Origin of the sequence: Psychrobacillus sp. NEAU-3TGS, from assembly GCF_029955155.1 — a bacterium.
GTDB lineage: Bacteria > Bacillota > Bacilli > Bacillales_A > Planococcaceae > Psychrobacillus.
On the sequence record NZ_JAPNOZ010000005.1, the window covers coordinates 143,548 to 161,618 of the forward strand.

Sequence of the window (18,071 nt, forward strand, 5' to 3'; positions counted from 1 at the left end):
CCCCACGGAAAGCGTCCGCCTGGAGCGGAAATCATGGCGGACATCTTAGTATCTTACCGTGCAGTTTATCTATACTGCCACCTCATAGCAATATAATATCTTACTGCATAAAGCAAAAACATCCATTCACGTTTTAACGTAAATGGATGTCCTTTGTTTTATTTTAACGTACGTTTTAAGAACTCTCTCGTGCGTTCTTGAATTGGATTATTGAAAATTTGCTCTGGGCTACCTTCTTCTGCAATAACCCCTTTATCCATAAATACAACACGGTCTGAAACTTCTTTTGCAAACTCCATTTCGTGTGTAACGATTAACATCGTAAGGCCTGACTCCGCAAGCTCCTTCATGACCTTCAGAACCTCTCCAACCATCTCAGGATCTAGAGCCGATGTTGGTTCATCAAATAACATTACGTCTGGTTCCATTGAAAGCGCACGAGCGATTGCCACGCGTTGCTTTTGTCCGCCGGATAATTGTTTTGCATTTGCGTTCACATATTGATCCATCCCAACGACTTTTAAATACTTCATTGCTATTTTTTCTGCTTCTTCTTTAGAACGCTTTAACACTTTTATTTGTCCAACTACACAGTTGTTCAACACATTGTGATTATTAAATAAGTTAAACTGTTGGAAAACCATTCCTAGCTTTGTACGATAAGCATGGATATCGTGTTTATCATCTAAAATATTTTCACCGTTATAAATAATTTGACCGCCACTTGGTTTTTCTAAAAGATTAATACAACGAAGCAGCGTGGATTTACCGGATCCAGAAGAACCGATTATACTGACCACTTCACCTTTTTTAACAGAGAAATCAATGTCTTTTAGTACTTCACGTGCTCCAAAGGATTTGCTTAAATGTTGTATATCAACTACTTTTTCCATTATTGCTCCTCCTCCATCTTAGCTTTCTTTCGTATTCGTTAAAGTTACTTGCGCTGGTTGACCAATCATGCTGTAGTTTTCAGGACCATCTAGTTTTCTTTCAAAATAACGTAGGATTAGTGTTACTGTATATGTCATAACAAAGTACAACACACACGCGACGAAAAATGATTCAAAATAACGGAAGTTGTTTCCTGCAATCGATTTTGTTTGGAAAAATAACTCCGATACACTAATGACGTTTAGTACGGATGTATCTTTAATATTAATGATAAATTGGTTACCTGTTGCCGGTAATATATTACGAATTACTTGTGGTAAAACCACATGTAGCATTGTTTGAATATGATTCATCCCGATTGCTTGGGCAGCTTCAAATTGTCCTTTTTCAATAGAAATGACTCCACCCCGAACAATTTCTGCCATATAGGCTCCTGTATTGATCGATACAATGAAAACAGCTGCCACTAGAGCATTCATATCAATATTAAAAGCTAGCATAGATCCATAATAAATAACCATTGCCTGTACAATCATTGGCGTTCCACGGAAAAATTCTATATATACAGAAAGAATTATATTTACTACCTTTAGTATTATTCGTTTTGCTGCTCTTTCAGGCACCGGAATTGTCCGTATAACTCCTGCTAATAAACCGATAACCGAACCGACTACTGTACCGATAATAGAAATTAATAAAGTAATTCCTGCTCCCCGAAGGAACATCGGCCAGTTATCGGAAACGATTGATACTATCCACTCGAAACTCATCATATTCCTCCTTTTAAGCGTAAAAAACGACTGCAATAAAATTGCAGCCGATATGTTCTGTCATTATTCTGCAGCTGGTTGATTTTTTATTGCATTATCCATAATTTCTTGACGTTCTTCTTCTGATATCTTCGCTAAAATCTCATTAATTTTTTCTGTTAGTTCACTATCTTTCTTAAGACCCACTGCAACTGCCGTTTCTTCTTCTGATGCTTTGAATCCATCTGTAAATTCAACCATAACGAAGTTTTCATTGGCAGAGGAAGCACTAATTCCTTCTGGACGTTCGGATACATAACCATCGATTTTACCTGATTCTAAAGCAACCCGCATTGCTGGGAAATTATCCATAGCTGTTTGTTTTTTTACACCTTCAATTTGATCGATCACTCCGTAATGGGATGTGTTTAGCTGACCAGTCACTTTTGCCCCTTTTAAATCTTGGATGGACTTAGCACCTTCATAAGGTCCGCCTTTTTTTACGACCATTACAAAATTGGAAGTATAATAGTTGTCAGAGAAGTCAATTGTTTCTTTACGTTCTTTTGTTGGAGACATCCCCGCCATTATTGCATCAATTTTACCTGATGTTAGAGCCGGAACTAAACCATCCCATTCTGTTTTAACAATGACTAATTCTTTTCCTAAACCTTCCGCAATTTTCTTAGCCATTTCTACATCGTATCCACCTGCGTACTCTGCGTTGCCTTTAAGTTTCACTCCACCGTTGGAATCGTCCATTTGTGTCCAGTTAAATGGTGGATATCCAGCTTCTAAACCGATTGTAAATGTATCGCTTTCTTGTGTGGCCGAACCTGAACCTGTTTTTTCTGTGTTATCCGTTCCACATGCCGCTAAAAGTAACAAGATTGATGCGAACATCATTAGTAATAGAAATTTATTTTTCACTTGTATTTCTCTCCTTTTATTTTTAGTTTATGTTGGAAAACAATAAAAAAGGACAACCTATAAAAAAGAACTGAGATGAACTCAGGTCGCAATTTTTATAGTTGCCCTAAATCCTCTACTTTACCCAAATGAGATAGCACACCACTATTAACCGGGACGTTTATAGTGGACAGTCCTGCAATTATTCACTGCAGACCCAGCATGTAATACGGAGAAATATTTACAAACTTCGGCGACATTTCCTTCTCCTTAGCATCATTGCTTCTCAAACTCCGCTAAAGACTAATAAATATCGCGCCTCTACCCCACTTATCAAGTGAGGTCATATTTAATTAATTTATGTTTCATAGTCTACAACAACATCAGATATGTGTCAACCGGTCTATTCAAAACGACTTTTTAAACTTCCAGAAAAATCATTTTTCGTATGTCCTTAAAAACACGACATTTGATAAAACCTTGATTTTATTGATATAATGGAAAATGGATGAATTGGTGAACGAATTTATATATAAAAAATGGGAATTATATTTTCATAAATTTATTCAAAAGGGAGTTGATATTATGGGATCTGTCCAAGTCGCAGATCACAAAGTGTCAGAAGAAATGAAAGATGATTATTCACTAGACAGAGTGCCACGAGATAAGAGAAAAATGGGTTGGTTTAGCATTACTAACATCACATTTGGTATCGCAACGGCAATTTTTTATTTTCAAATGGGAAGCGTTATGGCACTCCAATTCGGAGCCATCAATGCCATCATATCCTCCATATATGCGATAATCGTTGCTGGTATACTCGGAACATTCATTGCTTATCTTTCAGCAAAATCCGGTATGAATGTCAATTTATTATCTAGGGGTGGAGGTTTTGGTTACATAGGTGCATCGTTAACCTCATTCATTTATGCAACAAACTTCATCATGTATTGTGCATTTGAAGGACTAATTTTAGTTTCCGCTATTCACACCTTCTTCCCCGTCCTACCAGAATGGGCGCTAATCATTTTCTTCGGATCAATCGTAATTCCACTAAATTGGTTTGGAATCAAACAGCTTGATAAATTACAAAAGTGGTCATTACCGATTTTCGGTATTTTTTTAATAGCAGCCATTGTTATGTCATTCTACAAGCCCTCCGTTTATGAAGGAGCTTTTTGGACGTATATGCCAGAAGGAGTCCAAATGGGTGGACAAGCCTTACTACTTTGTATCGGGATGCATCACGGAATAATGGGGCTTACAGCCTTACTATCATCGGACTATGCACGTTTTCTTAAACCCAAAGATATTAAAGTAGGTTCTTTCGCTATTGGATTTATTCCTCAAATTTTCTGTTTTGGTGTCATGGGCGGCCTTGGTATATGGTTTGGTGTTCGTTTAGGTGAGCCAAATCCAGGAGTTTACATTGTTCTGCTCTTAGGTATAGGCGGCGCATTATTTACAATGCTAACGCAACTGCGTATAAATGTTACAAATATATACAGTAGTTCTTTGTCACTCGCTAACTTCTTTGAGAACATTTTTAAATTTACACCAGGTAGACGCTTTTGGGTAGTTGTATCAGGAGTAGTTGCTATAGGCTTAATGCTAGGTGGTATTGTCGACCATCTAGACACTGCAATGACATTCCAAGGAGTCTTTTTACTCGCTTGGGCAGCTATATTAGTTACGGATGCAATGATTGTGAAAAAGCTATTGAAAATTGGACCTGGTTATTATGAAGCTCGACACGAGTATTTATATAAATGGAATCCTGTTGGGGTCGTTTCTCTATTAATCTCCAGTGCATTAGGAACGATAGCTGCATTAGGATATATGGGATCATTTTTGCAAAGTACTGCAGCGTTTTTCGCAGCGATCTTAGCAGCTATACTTACAATAATTTTAGCTATTTCTACTAAAGGAAAGTATTATAGCAAAGGAACTCCTACCGACATTCCTAAAGATGATTACATTGCTTAATAGATAGAAATTAATTGCCTCTTTAATAGCATTTAACCAATCGATCAGCCCACCATTCATTTTATCTACTGATTTCCATGTTGCCTTTTTAAGGTATTTGATTCGTTACACACTATATGCACGCTTCTTTTTTCGAGGTTGTGTTTATAGTATGCTGATCATTTGATTGGTTTTCCATTATTTAGTTCCTCTATTAGAACAGCCCTCAAACTTGTGTATAACCTCTTTACGCTAAAAAGGTGTAGCATACGCTCTATTTCTTATCAGAGCATTTGCTACACCTTTTACCTTCTTCTCGTTTATCTTAATCCGGGTCTTTTGCCTTCAGAGATATAATTATTAATACGATCTATTAACTTAGGAAGTTCACTCATTGTTTCTATCGTAAAGTCTGCTCCATTTTCTCTAAAAGAGGTTGCTGTTTTATCAATAGCCACTTCTTTTTCAGATTCTGATAAAGCATTATATTCATCCAAGCTTAATCCCATTTCAGAGCTTCCCACAATGACACCAACAGACCAAACGCAGGCATTAACACCTTCTTTAATATCTGAAATAGTGTCGCCTACTTTAACTACCTTCCATGATGCCGATAATTTTAGTTGCTCCATGTTTCGATAGATCATGTACGGATATGGTCTTCCTATAGATTTTGTATCGTCAGGTGTGACATAAAAATCGGGATTGTAGCCTTTTTGGGAAGCACTCGATACAACGAAGTCCATCATGTTATTTGTATATCCAGTTGTTGATCCAATTTTTAATCCTTGATTCTTTAATAATTCCATGGCGGGTACTACGCCAGGAATTGGAGATGTATACTCTGACAATGAAGCCATTAATGCAGGTTCAAATTCTGCATATAAGTTTTCTACGTCTTGTTCATTAAATGATCTTCCGTATTTTTCTTCCCATAACTTAGTTACTCTAGACATAGATAACATCGCTCGAATATGATCTATTTTCAGCATTCCCATTGGTTCTCTTGCTTCTTCCATTGTCACTTCAATACCAGCATTTTTAAATATATCGATAAATACATTTACCGGTGCAAAGCATCCGAAATCTACCGCTGTTCCAGCCCAATCTAATATTACTCCTTCAATTTTGCTCATATCGCCACCTCTTTCATATATTCTTCTATAATATTACATAACTCTTGTATATCTTCATCAAAGATTACTCCGAAATTTCCGATACGGAATGTATCTACATTCCGTAATTTACCTGGATAAATGACATAGCCTCTCTCTTTTATATAAGAATAGAATTTAATTTTGAAGAACTAAATATATTCAATTTTATGCTGGCCTAAAAAACAAAAACAAGTACTTACTTTTACAAGTTAGTGCTTGTTTTTATTTTTGGGTGCTATCAGGCTGTTAGTTATGAACAAAAAAGCAATGACATATGGTTAAAAGAATGACTAATGCGGAGATGAGGGGTTTTTATATTTATTTATGTAGTTAAAACGGGCGATTCTTTATTTTCCATTGCGAACAAGTACCAAGTTTTAATGGACAGTATTCGCGCCATTAACGATTTAGCAACAGACGGTCTAGTAGTTGGCCAGGATTTACTTATTCCGACTAACATCTACATTGTGCAGCCTGGAGATTCATTGTATACAATTTCTCGGATGAGCTTCATTTCTATGGAAAAAATACGCCTTTACAATGGATTACATTCGGATGTGTTAATGATAGGAACTCAATTATATTTACCTCCGAGAACAAAGTACAGCGCAGAAAATTTAAGTTACATTACACCTTCAACGCCCGATAGAAATACGAGCCTTATAGAAAGATATGCCCCTATTAATACTTTTTTAGGCATTTTTGAATATCATGTTTTAGAAGACGGAAGCTTAAGTATATTAGACGATCAGCAAATGATACAAACTGCAAGAGAAAATAGGGTAGCCCCTCTAGCCGTTATTACGAATCTAACTTCTACTGGATTTAGCCCAGAGCTTACTAGACAAATATTAGGTTCAACGGAAATAAGAAATCGGGCTATCAATAATATATACCAGTTAGTTAAGAACAAGAACTTTGCAGGTGTAAATATCGATTTTGAACAAGTACCTGAAGAACTAAGGGATCTATATACCGGCTTTTTGCATACATTAAGGGCTAGATTAAGTCCTGAAGGATATTACACAACTGTTGCTGTTCCACCTAAGACGACTGATAATATCCCTTGGTTAAGAGGATATGATTACGGTGGGATCGGTGCATCAGTAGATTTTGTTTTTATCATGGCTTACGACTTTCACGAAGCAAGTAGCCCACCTGGTCCTGTTGCCCCAATAACTGAAGTAAGAAAAACAATTCAATTTGCCCTTCAACATATGAACAGAAATAAAATTATTCTCGGTGTTCCCCGCTATGGCTATGATTGGACAATGGACAACGGAAACGCAGTAAGTGCTAGGGCAGTTTCTGTTGCTGAAGCGGTTGAAACTGCTATGATATCGCAAGTTCCCATTTCCTATTCCACCGAGTATCAGCAACCCTTTTATCAATATTTGAATATAAATGGGCAAAGACATATCGTGTGGTACGAGGATTCCAGAGCTCGTGCTGAAAAACTAGAACTAGTAGTGGAGTATCGTTTGAAAGGGGCAGGAGCTTGGCAATTGGGATTGCAATTTGCCCAGTCTGCTGTCTTGGTTGAAGAGTTTTTTAACACGAAGAAGGTTCTATAAGAGCAGTGAGATTCCTCCATGTAAAGTGGGATCTTAAAGCGTCTATACGAGGGGGAACGTAGTGAAAAAAACATGGCTACTAGGGGTTGGGTTTTTTAGTATTAGCTTAGGATGGGCATTATACAATGGATTTGTCCCATATTTTCTAAATGATTATCTTTCAAGTACTGCCCTTATTGGCTTTCTAATGACAATTGATAATTATTTCGCTCTTTTTTTACAACCTTATATCGGAAACCGAAGTGATCGGACGAATACCCGATTTGGACGCCGCATGCCTTATTTACTCATCGGCATTCCTTTTGCCGCAATCTTTTACGGTCTTATCCCTTTTCATACAAGTTTGCTTACGTTAATCCTATTCATGGTTTGCATGAATGTATCCATGGCTATTTTTCGGTCACCAACTATTGCATTAATGCCGGATATAACGCCTGAAGAGAAACGTACAAAAGCAAATGGTATCATTAACTTCATGGGTGGTTGCGGTGGTATTTTAGCGTTCAGTATAGGCTCATATCTTTTTGGTATCGAAGAGTCTTTACCGTTTTTAGCAGTATCCGCTACCTTAATCATAGCGCTGGTTGTCGTTTTTAAAAATATCCAAGAAAAAGAAGACTCTATCCCTTTCATTGCACCAGTGAAGCCAAAAATAAACTACAAAGCAGAATTAAATAATCCAACTGTTTTTCTTTTAGCTGCGATCTTTTTTTGGTTTATGGCCATACAAGGAATGGAAGCATTATTTACACTATACGGAGTAAATGAGCTCGGATTATCCAAAAGTGCCTCTGCCTTTTCTTTAGCCTTTTTTTCGTTAAGTTTTGTCCTTTCAGCTATTCCAAGTGGCATCTTAGGTGCAAAGTTTGGAAAGAAGAGGATTATCCTTTTTGGCATAGTCGGATTATTTTTCGTGTTCTTATTATTAAACTGGGTCCAATCAGTCTTCTCTTTACGAAGTCTGCTTTCAGTAGGAGGTATGTTTTGGGCATGCATCAATATCAACTCTTACCCCTATATCGTTTCCCTTGGAGATGAACATAGCTTTGGAACTCGAACAGGCTTATATTACTTCGTTTCCTCTTTAGCAGCCATCATTTCTCCACCTACTTTAGGATTGCTAATTGATATATTTGGTTTTGGTATTTTATTTAATGCAACAGCAGGTAGTATGCTTTTCGCGTTAATCTGCATGTGGAGAGTCAGAAACGTTCCCAGCCCAAAGACATAACAAAAACCGACCTCCAAATGGATAGCCGGTTTTGTACACACATATTCTTACGCTAGTTCTTCCATAGAAGCAACGTATTTTTCTTCTTTTTCTTTATCAAATCTACCTTCCCATTTAGCCATAACAACTGTTGCTAATGCATTACCTACGACATTTACAACTGTACGTGCCATATCTAAAAGTCGGTCGATTCCTGCGATAAATGCTAATCCTTCTAAAGGAATTCCTACTGTTCCAAGCGTAGCTAGTAGCACAACAAATGATACACCAGGTACACCAGCGATTCCTTTTGAAGTAACCATTAACACAAGTACTAATGTGACTTGTTGCATAATACTTAGATCAATACCATACATTTGTGCAATAAAAATCGCCGCAATTGCTTGATATAATGTAGAACCATCTAGATTAAATGAATACCCAGTCGGTACAACAAACGATACAATATCTTTTGGTGAACCAAACTTCTCCATTTTCTCCATTACTTTTGGCAGAACGGTTTCCGAACTAGAAGTAGAGTAGGCAAGAAGTAACTCGTCCTTCAATACTTTAAGAAGGTGGAAAATATTCACACCAACGAGCTTGGCAATTCCACCGAGTACAACAAGGATAAAGAAAATCATTGTCGCATAGACCAAGATCATTAACTTACCAAGTGGCAGTAATGACTCTAAACCGAATTTAGAGACGGTTACCCCGATTAGAGCGAATACACCAAATGGAGCAAATTTCATAATAAAGTTTGTCACCCAGAACATTGCATCCGCAGTTCCTTGGAAAAATGCTAATACTGGCTTTCCTCTATCTCCAATAGCTGCAATCCCTAAACCAAATAACACTGAAAAGAAAATAATTGCAAGCATATCTCCGCTTGCCATAGACTGAACAATATTACTTGGAACAATTCCTACAATTACATCCATGAAACCATGGTCTTGTACTTGTTCCGTTGTTTGAACGTATTGATCGATGTTTCCTTTTGAAAGTGTAGACATGTCTATACCTTCACCTGGCTTGAAAATATTCGCCGCTAATAACCCAACGATAATGGCAATCGTCGTCACAACTTCAAAGTAAATTAATGTTTTACCACCTAATTTACCTAATTGCTTAATATCCCCAGTTCCAGCTACACCTAAAATAAGTGTAGAAACAATGATCGGAACAACAATCATTTTGATCATATTAATAAAAATTGTACCTATAGGCTGCAAGTAAGTTTCTACAGCAGGGTTACCAAAAAAGATAGCACCCACGATAATACCTAAGACAAGCCCGACTAAAATTTGATATGCCAATGTAAATTTAAATTTTTTCTTCAACCGTAAGTCCCCCCTTAATAAAAATGAAAACGCTTTCCTACCTTAAGAGTAAGCTTAAGGATAATTTTAAAGGAAACTTACGAAATCCGACGAAATCCGACAAAAAATTATAGAGTTATCTTTTTGTTTGAATCTCATTGTATTTTTCTTGCACTTCCATATAAAGAACTTGGAGAAATTTTTTAATGTTTACTTTCATTTTTGCAAAGTTTTTTCTTCCTTCTTGCATGTGAATCATTTGACTTCTAATTTCTTGAAAATCGAAATAGCGAGGAGCGTAGTATTCGAAGTCAGGATTCGTGTAATCGATGGCGCCTAAAGAAGCTATATTATTCATCGCATTTAATATTGTTCGACGTAAGCGTTGTTCTATTGCCTTACTTTCCTTTTGTAAATGGGTGAAAGGAATACCTGATTTTGTAGCAACAGCTTCGTATAATTCTTTTAATGGAGGCAGTTGAATCATTGAATCCTTTTGGTCGAAGAGAAACTCTACCATCGCAACAATATCGTCACTTCCTACCTCTCCAAGAATACCCATATCACTTAATATAGAATGAACAATTTCTTTTACACTTTGTTTTTTATAGATTGGTTTAATGGACGTAATATTAGCCAAAGACTCTTTAATCGCAAGAAGGGAATCCTTCAGTCGAATTTGTTCTGCCGTTTTCCGTAAAATAGTTAGAACTTCAATTCGATTTATCGGCTTATGTATAAAGAATTCAACCCCTTTTTCATAAGCTTCACCGACCATTTCTTTATTAATAATTTGAGAAATCATGATAAACTGCCCTTGGTATCCCTTTTTTCTTAACTGTTCAATTGTTTCAATGCCGTCCAATTCCGGCATTAAAAAATCGATTAAAACAACGTCTGGCTGCATTGTAGCGATTGGAGATAAGGAACTGATACCACTATTAGCTTCACCAATTACTAGTCCAATATCCCCTTCTGTTATTATCTTTTTTAGCATATTTCTACTTGCTGGATCATCATCAACTATAAAATAGCGCAGGTTGGTTCACTCACTTTCTTAAATTGTTCGTCGGGATTTGGATTTGAAAAGCAGTTCCTTCTTTCCTCGTTTCCACTCGAATGTCGCCAGTCATTGTTTGGATAATTTCTTTCACATGTGAAAGACCAATCCCCGTTGCGGCAACTCCTTTATCGTTATACTTCGTTGTATATCCAGGCTCAAAAATGATCGGTATATCTTCTTTTGGGATTCCTTTTCCTGTGTCCTTTATCAAAAAATATGTATAGCTAGATTTCTCAAAAAGGCTTATATGTATTTCTCCTTTATCCCCTATTGCTTCTACGGCATTGGCTACAATATTGTTTAGCAAAGCAAGTAAAGGGATTTGTTGGTCTGTTTCAAAATCTAATTCTGTCAAAACGGAAAAATGAACCTGTTTCCTTAACAACTCACTATATTTTTCATTTGCATGGATAACTAGCTGAATTACTTCAGACAAATAGATAGGGTCATCTTTTTTCCCTTCTGTTACGTTCTTTAATCCTGCTAAAATTCGTTGGGAGTCTTTTTTCACTTCATGGATTTCCTGCGCAATATGTAATGCTTGTACACTTAATGCTTGCATATTATGGTGCTTTAATTTTCGGTACAGGTCATGACTAGAAACAGTGATTTGTTCAATATGATTCATCGATTTTTGCAAATAAAGTGTTTCTGCATACAGCCCTGAATTTACGTTGAGCATTTCTTCCATCCGTTTCTTTTGCTCCGACATCGCGATGGAACTAAACAACCCAACGACAAAATAGCTACGAAGAACCGCCACTCCTAATAGTAATGCCCATTCTTCAAAACCTAAATTCTCCTCATGCATAAACCAGTTTCGCACCAGATGCTCTGTGCCATTGGCGATAAATTCAAAACCAACTCCGAGAGCTCCTAAAAGGAATGGATTAGTCTTATATTTTTCCATATTTATCATTCGTAATCCTAATGCGAACAAAAAATAATATAAAAAAGCAGGTGCATGTTCAACAAAACTTAAAAAGAAGGAATCTCCATGGAATAATGCATCTCTTACCGTTCGAGCAATCACAACAGAAAGTCCTGTTATGGATCCCGTTAAAAGGAGAGAAGCTGGAGGTCGGATAAGGATAAGTAGAAAAAATGTAATGCTCCCTAAACCAAAACGAAAGGCTTCTCCGCTAAATGGAATTACCTTAAACTCACTTGCCAACACTGTCAACAATACAGTCAGAATGATTGCATACTTACTATCTCGTAAAACCATAAAACTCTCCTAGTAAAGCTTATTTAATAATTCGAGTATAACATTGAACACTATAGAAGAAAAAAAAGACGAAACATAAAGTTACATGCTTCGCCTTTTCACTATTTTATGCTTTTTTTACAAATTCGGATTTTAACTTCATCGCACCAAAACCATCAATCTTACAATCAATATTATGATCGCCCTCGACTAAACGAATACTTTTAACTTTAGTACCTATTTTTAAAGTAGAGGAGCTGCCTTTTACTTTTAGGTCTTTAATGACAGTTACAGAATCACCGTCACTTAAAATATTCCCGTTCGCATCTCGCACTATTTGCGTATCTTCGTTTTCCTCTGCTCCTCCTATAGTCCACTCATGCGCACATTCTGGGCAAACGAAAAGATTTCCATCTTCATATGTATATGCTGAATTACACTTTGGGCAATTAGGTAAATTAACCATACTTTCATATCCTCCATTCTAAAACAGTTCCTATTATGCCTCTATACTACCATGTCTAGTTATTTTGACAACTCCTTCACAGAAAAAGCATAAGTGGCGTTGCTTTGAAATTGGTGGTCTTAGCAAAGGGTTTTGGTGCCAGGAAATGGTTTAGGGCAACCAATCAGTCATTGAAAGCAATCAATTCTATCAGGAAAGCAACTTAATCTGCATAAGAGCAACCATATTACTGGGGAAAGCAACCAGTTCTAAAAATAATAAGTTTTCTTGGCTTGAGATGAAGATATTATGGGGAGTTACTCCAATAACTGCGGTCGCCAAATTGGCAACAAAGCACGAAAAAAATCGTCAGTCCATTAATGGATCGACTTTTTTTATACATGCTTTTATTAAACTTTTTCTAACTCCTGTGTCTCTTCCTCTGAAGAATGGCCTTCGTTCGGCATATCTTCATCTAAACCAAGTACCTTCGCAGTTGAAGCATGAAGTTCGCGGAAAAGCTCTGGATTTTCTACTAGAGATACACCATAGGAAGGAACCATTTCTTTAATCTTCGGTTCCCACTCTTTTGCATGTTGTGGGAAGCATTTATTGATTATTTCAAGCATAACGTGAACTGCAGTAGATGCACCTGGAGAAGCACCTAGTAATGCAGCAACAGAACCATCAGCTCCTGTGACAACTTCCGTACCAAATTGAAGCGTGCCTTTACCGCCGGCTTCGGTATCTTTAATCACCTGCACACGTTGTCCTGCTACTACGATATCCCAGTCTTCACTTTTAGCATTCGGAACAAATTCTCGTAATTCTTCAATGCGTTGTTCTTTTGATAGCATCAATTGTTGAACTAAGTATTTTGTTAATCCCATGTTTTTTGCTCCTGCCGATAACATAGTTAACACGTTATTTGGCTTTACAGAGCCTAATAAATCCATATTAGAACCGGTTTTTAAAAATTTTGGCGAGAAGCCGGCAAACGGTCCAAATAGTAATGATTTTTTATTGTCAATATATCGAGTATCAAGATGTGGTACCGACATTGGAGGTGCACCAACGGCAGCTTTACCATAAACCTTTGCGTGGTGTTGCTCTACAATCTCCGGATTTTTACATACTAAGAAGAGCCCACTTACCGGGAATCCACCAACATGCTTACTTTCCGGAATACCTGTTTTTTGCAGTAAAGGTAAGCTTCCACCTCCACCCCCGATAAAGACAAATTTCGCATTAAGATATTCGAGTTTACCGCTATCGCTTTGCACTTTTACTTCCCATAAGCCATCTGGCGTGCGTTTAAGATCATTCACTTGATGATTGTATTTAATATCAACATTTTTACTCGCTAAGTGGTCAATTAACATGCGCGTTAAAGCACCAAAGTTCACATCAGTTCCGGAATCAATTTTTGTTGCCGCTATAGGTTTATCTAAAGTTCGTTCTTTTAACATTAACGGAATCCATTCCTTCAGTTTTTCGGGATTATCGGAAAACTCCATCCCTTCAAACAACGGATTAGTTGAAAGCGCTTCAAAACGATTTTTTAAAAACTGTACATTTTTTTCTCCCTGTACGTAACTTATATGTGGCAATGGCATGATAAAGTCTTGTGGATTGCTAATTAGATTACTTTCTACAAGATAAGACCAAAACTGTCTAGAAAGTTGAAACTGCTCGTTAATTTTTATCGCTTTACTGATATCTACTGTTCCATCTGGTTTTTCAGTCGTGTAGTTTAGCTCGCATAGTGCAGAATGCCCTGTTCCCGCATTATTCCACTCATTAGAGCTTTCTTCTCCTGGTTTATCCAGTTTTTCGAATACTGTAATTTTCCAGTCTGGTGCTAATTCTTTCAGCAGTGTTCCCAAAGTTGCACTCATGACTCCGGCACCAATTAAGATAACATCTGTATTTGTTTGTCCGTTACTCATTTTTACCATATCCTTATATGTTAAGTTTTGCAGAAAGGATGTAAACGCTCCTTCTTTGGCGTCATAATAAGACAAGACGCAACCTGGGAACACATCTTTTCTATATCAATATCCTTTTATTAGTTTATCATAGTTATTTTAATAATAAAACATCTCTATCTCAAACTATGTCGCATATTGTAGTTTTAAGTCATGGAAGCTAAGAGAAATCATGGGAAAATTCCAGGAGAGATATGTTAGAGCCTTTCCTTTATAAATGGTTGTTTTCATCAACTATTAAGGAAATAATGACAGAAATTTTCTTATTGCAAAGGAATGATATGCATCTTTTTTCGTTACAATGCCTATTTTCCAGAGAAGTGCTGGATCATCCAATGGTATTGTTTTAATTACTGGATTGTTTTGTTTTATAAAAATGGTTTTCGGTAATATGGTAACCCCTAATTTGGAAGCCACTAACTCTACTATTAAATCCCACTGCGAGCTCTCGTATGAAATAGATGGAGTAAAACCTGCTTCTTTACATGTTTGAATGACAAATTCATGCAAAGCAAAGTCTTTGGTGAAAACAATAAATTGTTCATCTTTTAAATCCGTTAATGCGACAGATGTATATTGGGCTAGTCGATGTTCTTCGTGAATAAACAGTACAAATTCATCCTCAATAAAGGGATGAACATTAAATACCGATTCATCAGCCGGCAGAACTATTAACCCCACATCGATATTCTCTTCTTCTACAAGCTGCTCTATCAATTTAGCACCTAGTTCGACGAGTACAAGCTTCACATTTGGAAATTGACCGTTAAATATACGAGCAATATAAGGGAAAAACAGAGTGCCGATAAGAGGCGGAATTCCTATCTTAATTTCTCCTATTTTCGCATCCGTTAATTCTTTCAGCAAATTAGGTAGCTCATTCAACATATTAAACGCCTGTTGTCCTTGTCTATAAACAATTTTTCCAGCATCAGTCAAGTAGAGATGTCTCGTGGAACGGTCGAAAAGACTAACGTGGAATTCTTCTTCCAACTTTTTTACTGCCTTGCTTAACGACGGCTGAGATAGGTATGAGTGCTCTGCTGCTTTTGTAAAGCTCCCGTGTTCAGCCACTTCCATAAACGATTTTAAATCACGTAATTCCATTTTTAGACAACCTCGTTTTATTCCATTTTTGAATAAATACTATTCTATTTATGAATTTTACATATATTCTGACAGCTTGTAAACTCTTTCTTATGAGGAAGAAAAAGGGGGAATTATTATTAAGAGAATAGTAAATTTAAGAAACTTTAGATTTCAGAAATTTTAGATCAATAAATATTATCGCAGGAGGATAAAACCTTGAAAGTAATGATTTCATTATCAAACAGATTAATGCAACGATACATGCCTGACCCATATGTACTTGTAGTTATTCTTACTTTTCTTGTGGGCGGACTTGCTCTATTACTAACCCCTAGTACACCTGTTCAATTATTGAGTTTTTGGGGAGATGGTTTTTGGAGCCTATTAACATTTTCTATGCAAATGGTTTTTATTGTAGTTACAGGACATGTTATGGCGAGTAGTCCATTTTTTAAGAAGCTATTAGGAAACTTAGCAAGTGTACCAAAATCACCTGGACATGCGATCATCCTTGTTACCCTTGTAGCATTAGTCGCTTGCTGGATTAACTGGGGATTTGGTTTAATCATCGGGGCATTACTAGCAAGAGAAATTGCTAAAAAAGTAGACGGGGTTGACTATCGACTGTTAGTTGCAAGCGCATATAGTGGGTTTATCATATGGAGTGGTGGTCTTTCGTCATCTGTGGCGTTAACTATTGCCACACCTGGTCATTTTACCGAAAACCTTATAGGCGTAGTGCCAACTAGTCAAACTCTTTTTTCACCACTTAATTTAATCATTGTTGTTGGACTAATCATTCTAGTACCCATTATTAATAGAATAATGACACCAACGAAAGATCAAGCATTTATCATCGATCGTAGTCTCCTAGAGGATTCAAATGCTATGCCTGCAGCTACAGTGGACAATGTGGAGATGACACCAGCTGATCGTTTAGAAAATAGTAAAATACTTTCATTATTAATTGGTTTAACTGGTCTTGCTTTTTTAGGATATTATATTGCTACTAACGGTTTTGCTATCAATCTAAATATCATTAATTTTCTATTTCTTATTGTAGGGATACTATTACACAAAACACCAAAGCTATTTTTAGAAGCTGTTACAAACTCGGTTAAAAGTGCAACCGGTATTATTATTCAATTTCCATTTTATGCAGGATTAATGGGTATTGTAACTGCTTCAGGACTTGCAAGTGTATTATCAGATGCATTTATATCTATTTCCAATGAGCATACATTCCATATGCTTACACTATGGAGTGCAGGTCTTGTAAACTTCTTCGTCCCTTCCGGCGGGGGACAGTGGGCTGTACAAGCTCCTGTGATGCTAGAAGCTGCACAAAGTCTAGGCGTTTCTTTACCTAAAACAGCAATGGCTGTTGCTTGGGGAGACGCATGGACAAATATGATTCAACCATTCTACGCATTACCTGCTTTGGCAATTGCAGGGTTAAAAGCAAAGGATATTATGGGTTATGGATTAATAATCATGCTTATTACAGGAATCTTTATTTCGGCTGCTTTTTTGTTTATATGATGAATTTAGACCTCACCAGTAATGTTGAGGTCTTTTTTAATTAACTTTTTCTATATACTATTATATATTTAAACTAGGTGATGAGATGAATACAAAAATATACGTAAACAACGAAAAATTCATAGCAGGTATGAGCTTGAAAGATAGTCGGGAATCCGAACAAAACAATATGGCATTGCATGTATGTGAAAATGTTAGTAATGTATTAGAAAATCGTAAGAAACTTGCTGCATCTTTAAATTGCGGATTGGAGACTTTTGTTTGTGCCAATCAAACACATAGCGCTAATTTCCACCGAGTAACGCTCGACGACAAAGGCCGCGGCGCTGATACAACAGAGAACGCTATATTGGATACAGACGCCTTGTATACATATGAGCCGGATTTGTTATTATGTAGCTTCACCGCTGATTGTGTTCCCGTTATTTTCTTCAATGAGCACACTGGCCTCATTGGTGTCATTCATTCTGGATGGCAAGGTACTGTCAAAGAAATTACTTGGAAGCTTTTTGAACATTTAAAGCAAGTAGAGCAATGTAATATGCATGATATACACGTCCAACTTGGTCCAGCCCTTAGTCAGGAGAAATTTGAAGTAGACGAAGATGTATATGTTCAATTTAAAGAGCTTGGTTATACAGATGATTTTATTTATTACAAGGACGAAACACGCAAGTATCATATTGATAACCAGTTAACCGTGAAAAGGCAGTGTGAGTTAGCAGGAATCCCTTATCAGCAAATTACGATAGACCGTACTTGTACGTTTTTGAGTCCAGATGGATTCTCTTACCGACAAGACAAAAAAAGTGGAAGACATATGAGTTTTATTATGAAAAAGGGCAGTTTCGATAGAGCTTAACATTTAAAAGAGTTAATTACACTTGAATGCTAATTTCTATGTGGATAAAGATTAAAAAGGACCTACGGTATAGGTCCTTTTTAATCTTTAACAGC

The 18,071-nt window shown here is 36.8% G+C and carries 15 protein-coding genes, 1 pseudogene and 1 riboswitch; of the genes and pseudogenes, 5 read left to right on the forward strand and 11 right to left on the reverse strand.

The genetic code is table 11. The features are described from left to right. Positions 1-158 precede the first annotated feature (158 nt). The 3 genes from OR571_RS04450 to OR571_RS04460 all read right to left on the reverse strand — a co-directional run bounded on the left by OR571_RS04450 (position 159) and on the right by OR571_RS04460 (position 2,573). Positions 159-893, reverse strand: a complete 735-nt coding sequence (locus OR571_RS04450) for an amino acid ABC transporter ATP-binding protein (protein WP_282241645.1) — start codon at positions 891-893, stop codon at positions 159-161. An 18-nt stretch (positions 894-911) separates the two neighbouring features. Further along, positions 912-1,664 carry an amino acid ABC transporter permease gene (locus OR571_RS04455; protein ID WP_282241647.1) on the reverse strand — a complete coding sequence of 251 codons (753 nt, stop codon included), beginning with the start codon at positions 1,662-1,664 and terminating at the stop codon, positions 912-914. 63 nt (positions 1,665-1,727) lie between these two features. Further along, positions 1,728-2,573: a transporter substrate-binding domain-containing protein gene (locus OR571_RS04460; RefSeq protein WP_282241648.1), complete on the reverse strand. Its 846-nt coding sequence runs from the start codon at positions 2,571-2,573 to the stop codon at positions 1,728-1,730. A 126-nt stretch (positions 2,574-2,699) separates the two neighbouring features. Then, positions 2,700-2,884: riboswitch (Lysine riboswitch) on the reverse strand. A 253-nt stretch (positions 2,885-3,137) separates the two neighbouring features. Here OR571_RS04460 and OR571_RS04465 point away from each other — a divergent pair. Continuing rightward, positions 3,138-4,538 (forward strand): purine-cytosine permease family protein, encoded by a 1,401-nt coding sequence (locus tag OR571_RS04465; protein ID WP_282241649.1) that lies wholly within the window; start codon positions 3,138-3,140, stop codon positions 4,536-4,538. A 299-nt stretch (positions 4,539-4,837) separates the two neighbouring features. Here the strand turns inward: OR571_RS04465 and phnX are convergent, their stop codons facing one another. Then, a complete protein-coding gene (gene phnX, locus OR571_RS04470) occupies positions 4,838-5,653 on the reverse strand; it encodes a phosphonoacetaldehyde hydrolase (RefSeq protein WP_282241650.1) in 816 nt (271 codons plus the stop codon). Next, a pseudogene (locus OR571_RS04475) lies at positions 5,650-5,808 on the reverse strand (2-aminoethylphosphonate--pyruvate transaminase); the annotation flags it as partial. The gene phnX and the pseudogene OR571_RS04475, both read right to left, overlap by 4 nt. 246 nt (positions 5,809-6,054) lie before the next feature. Between OR571_RS04475 and OR571_RS04480 the strand changes: the two are divergent. Together OR571_RS04480 and OR571_RS04485 are read left to right on the forward strand one after the other, a co-directional pair. Further along, entirely contained in the window at positions 6,055-7,248 is a 1,194-nt protein-coding gene (locus tag OR571_RS04480; protein WP_481900360.1) for a glycoside hydrolase family 18 protein, read from the forward strand. Between the two features lie 61 nt (positions 7,249-7,309). Beyond that, the gene (locus tag OR571_RS04485) at positions 7,310-8,479 is read left to right on the forward strand and encodes an SLC45 family MFS transporter (protein WP_282241651.1); all 1,170 of its coding nucleotides are present in this window, start codon (positions 7,310-7,312) and stop codon (positions 8,477-8,479) included. 47 nt (positions 8,480-8,526) lie between these two features. Here OR571_RS04485 and OR571_RS04490 read toward each other — a convergent pair whose 3' ends face one another. The 6 genes from OR571_RS04490 to OR571_RS04515 all read right to left on the reverse strand — a co-directional run bounded on the left by OR571_RS04490 (position 8,527) and on the right by OR571_RS04515 (position 15,590). Continuing rightward, the gene (locus OR571_RS04490) at positions 8,527-9,801 is read right to left on the reverse strand and encodes a cation:dicarboxylate symporter family transporter (RefSeq protein ID WP_282241652.1); all 1,275 of its coding nucleotides are present in this window, start codon (positions 9,799-9,801) and stop codon (positions 8,527-8,529) included. A gap of 115 nt (positions 9,802-9,916) precedes the next feature. Continuing rightward, a complete protein-coding gene (locus OR571_RS04495) occupies positions 9,917-10,819 on the reverse strand; it encodes a response regulator (RefSeq protein WP_282241704.1) in 903 nt (300 codons plus the stop codon). Positions 10,820-10,829: 10 nt separating this feature from the next. Next, a complete protein-coding gene (locus OR571_RS04500; RefSeq protein WP_282241653.1) occupies positions 10,830-12,071 on the reverse strand; it encodes an ATP-binding protein in 1,242 nt (413 codons plus the stop codon). 106 nt (positions 12,072-12,177) lie between these two features. Then, the gene (locus OR571_RS04505; protein ID WP_282241654.1) at positions 12,178-12,516 is read right to left on the reverse strand and encodes a zinc ribbon domain-containing protein YjdM; all 339 of its coding nucleotides are present in this window, start codon (positions 12,514-12,516) and stop codon (positions 12,178-12,180) included. A gap of 389 nt (positions 12,517-12,905) precedes the next feature. Beyond that, positions 12,906-14,477: a malate:quinone oxidoreductase gene (locus OR571_RS04510; RefSeq protein ID WP_282241705.1), complete on the reverse strand. Its 1,572-nt coding sequence runs from the start codon at positions 14,475-14,477 to the stop codon at positions 12,906-12,908. 243 nt (positions 14,478-14,720) lie between these two features. Beyond that, positions 14,721-15,590, reverse strand: coding sequence for a LysR family transcriptional regulator (locus OR571_RS04515; protein ID WP_282241655.1), 870 nt, complete (start codon positions 15,588-15,590; stop codon positions 14,721-14,723). Between the two features lie 198 nt (positions 15,591-15,788). Between OR571_RS04515 and OR571_RS04520 the strand changes: the two genes are divergently transcribed. Together OR571_RS04520 and pgeF are read left to right on the forward strand one after the other, a co-directional pair. Next, a complete protein-coding gene (locus OR571_RS04520; RefSeq protein WP_481900361.1) occupies positions 15,789-17,114 on the forward strand; it encodes a short-chain fatty acid transporter in 1,326 nt (441 codons plus the stop codon). An 85-nt stretch (positions 17,115-17,199) separates the two neighbouring features. Next, the gene (gene pgeF, locus OR571_RS04525; protein WP_282241656.1) at positions 17,200-17,976 is read left to right on the forward strand and encodes a peptidoglycan editing factor PgeF; all 777 of its coding nucleotides are present in this window, start codon (positions 17,200-17,202) and stop codon (positions 17,974-17,976) included. Positions 17,977-18,071 lie beyond the last annotated feature (95 nt).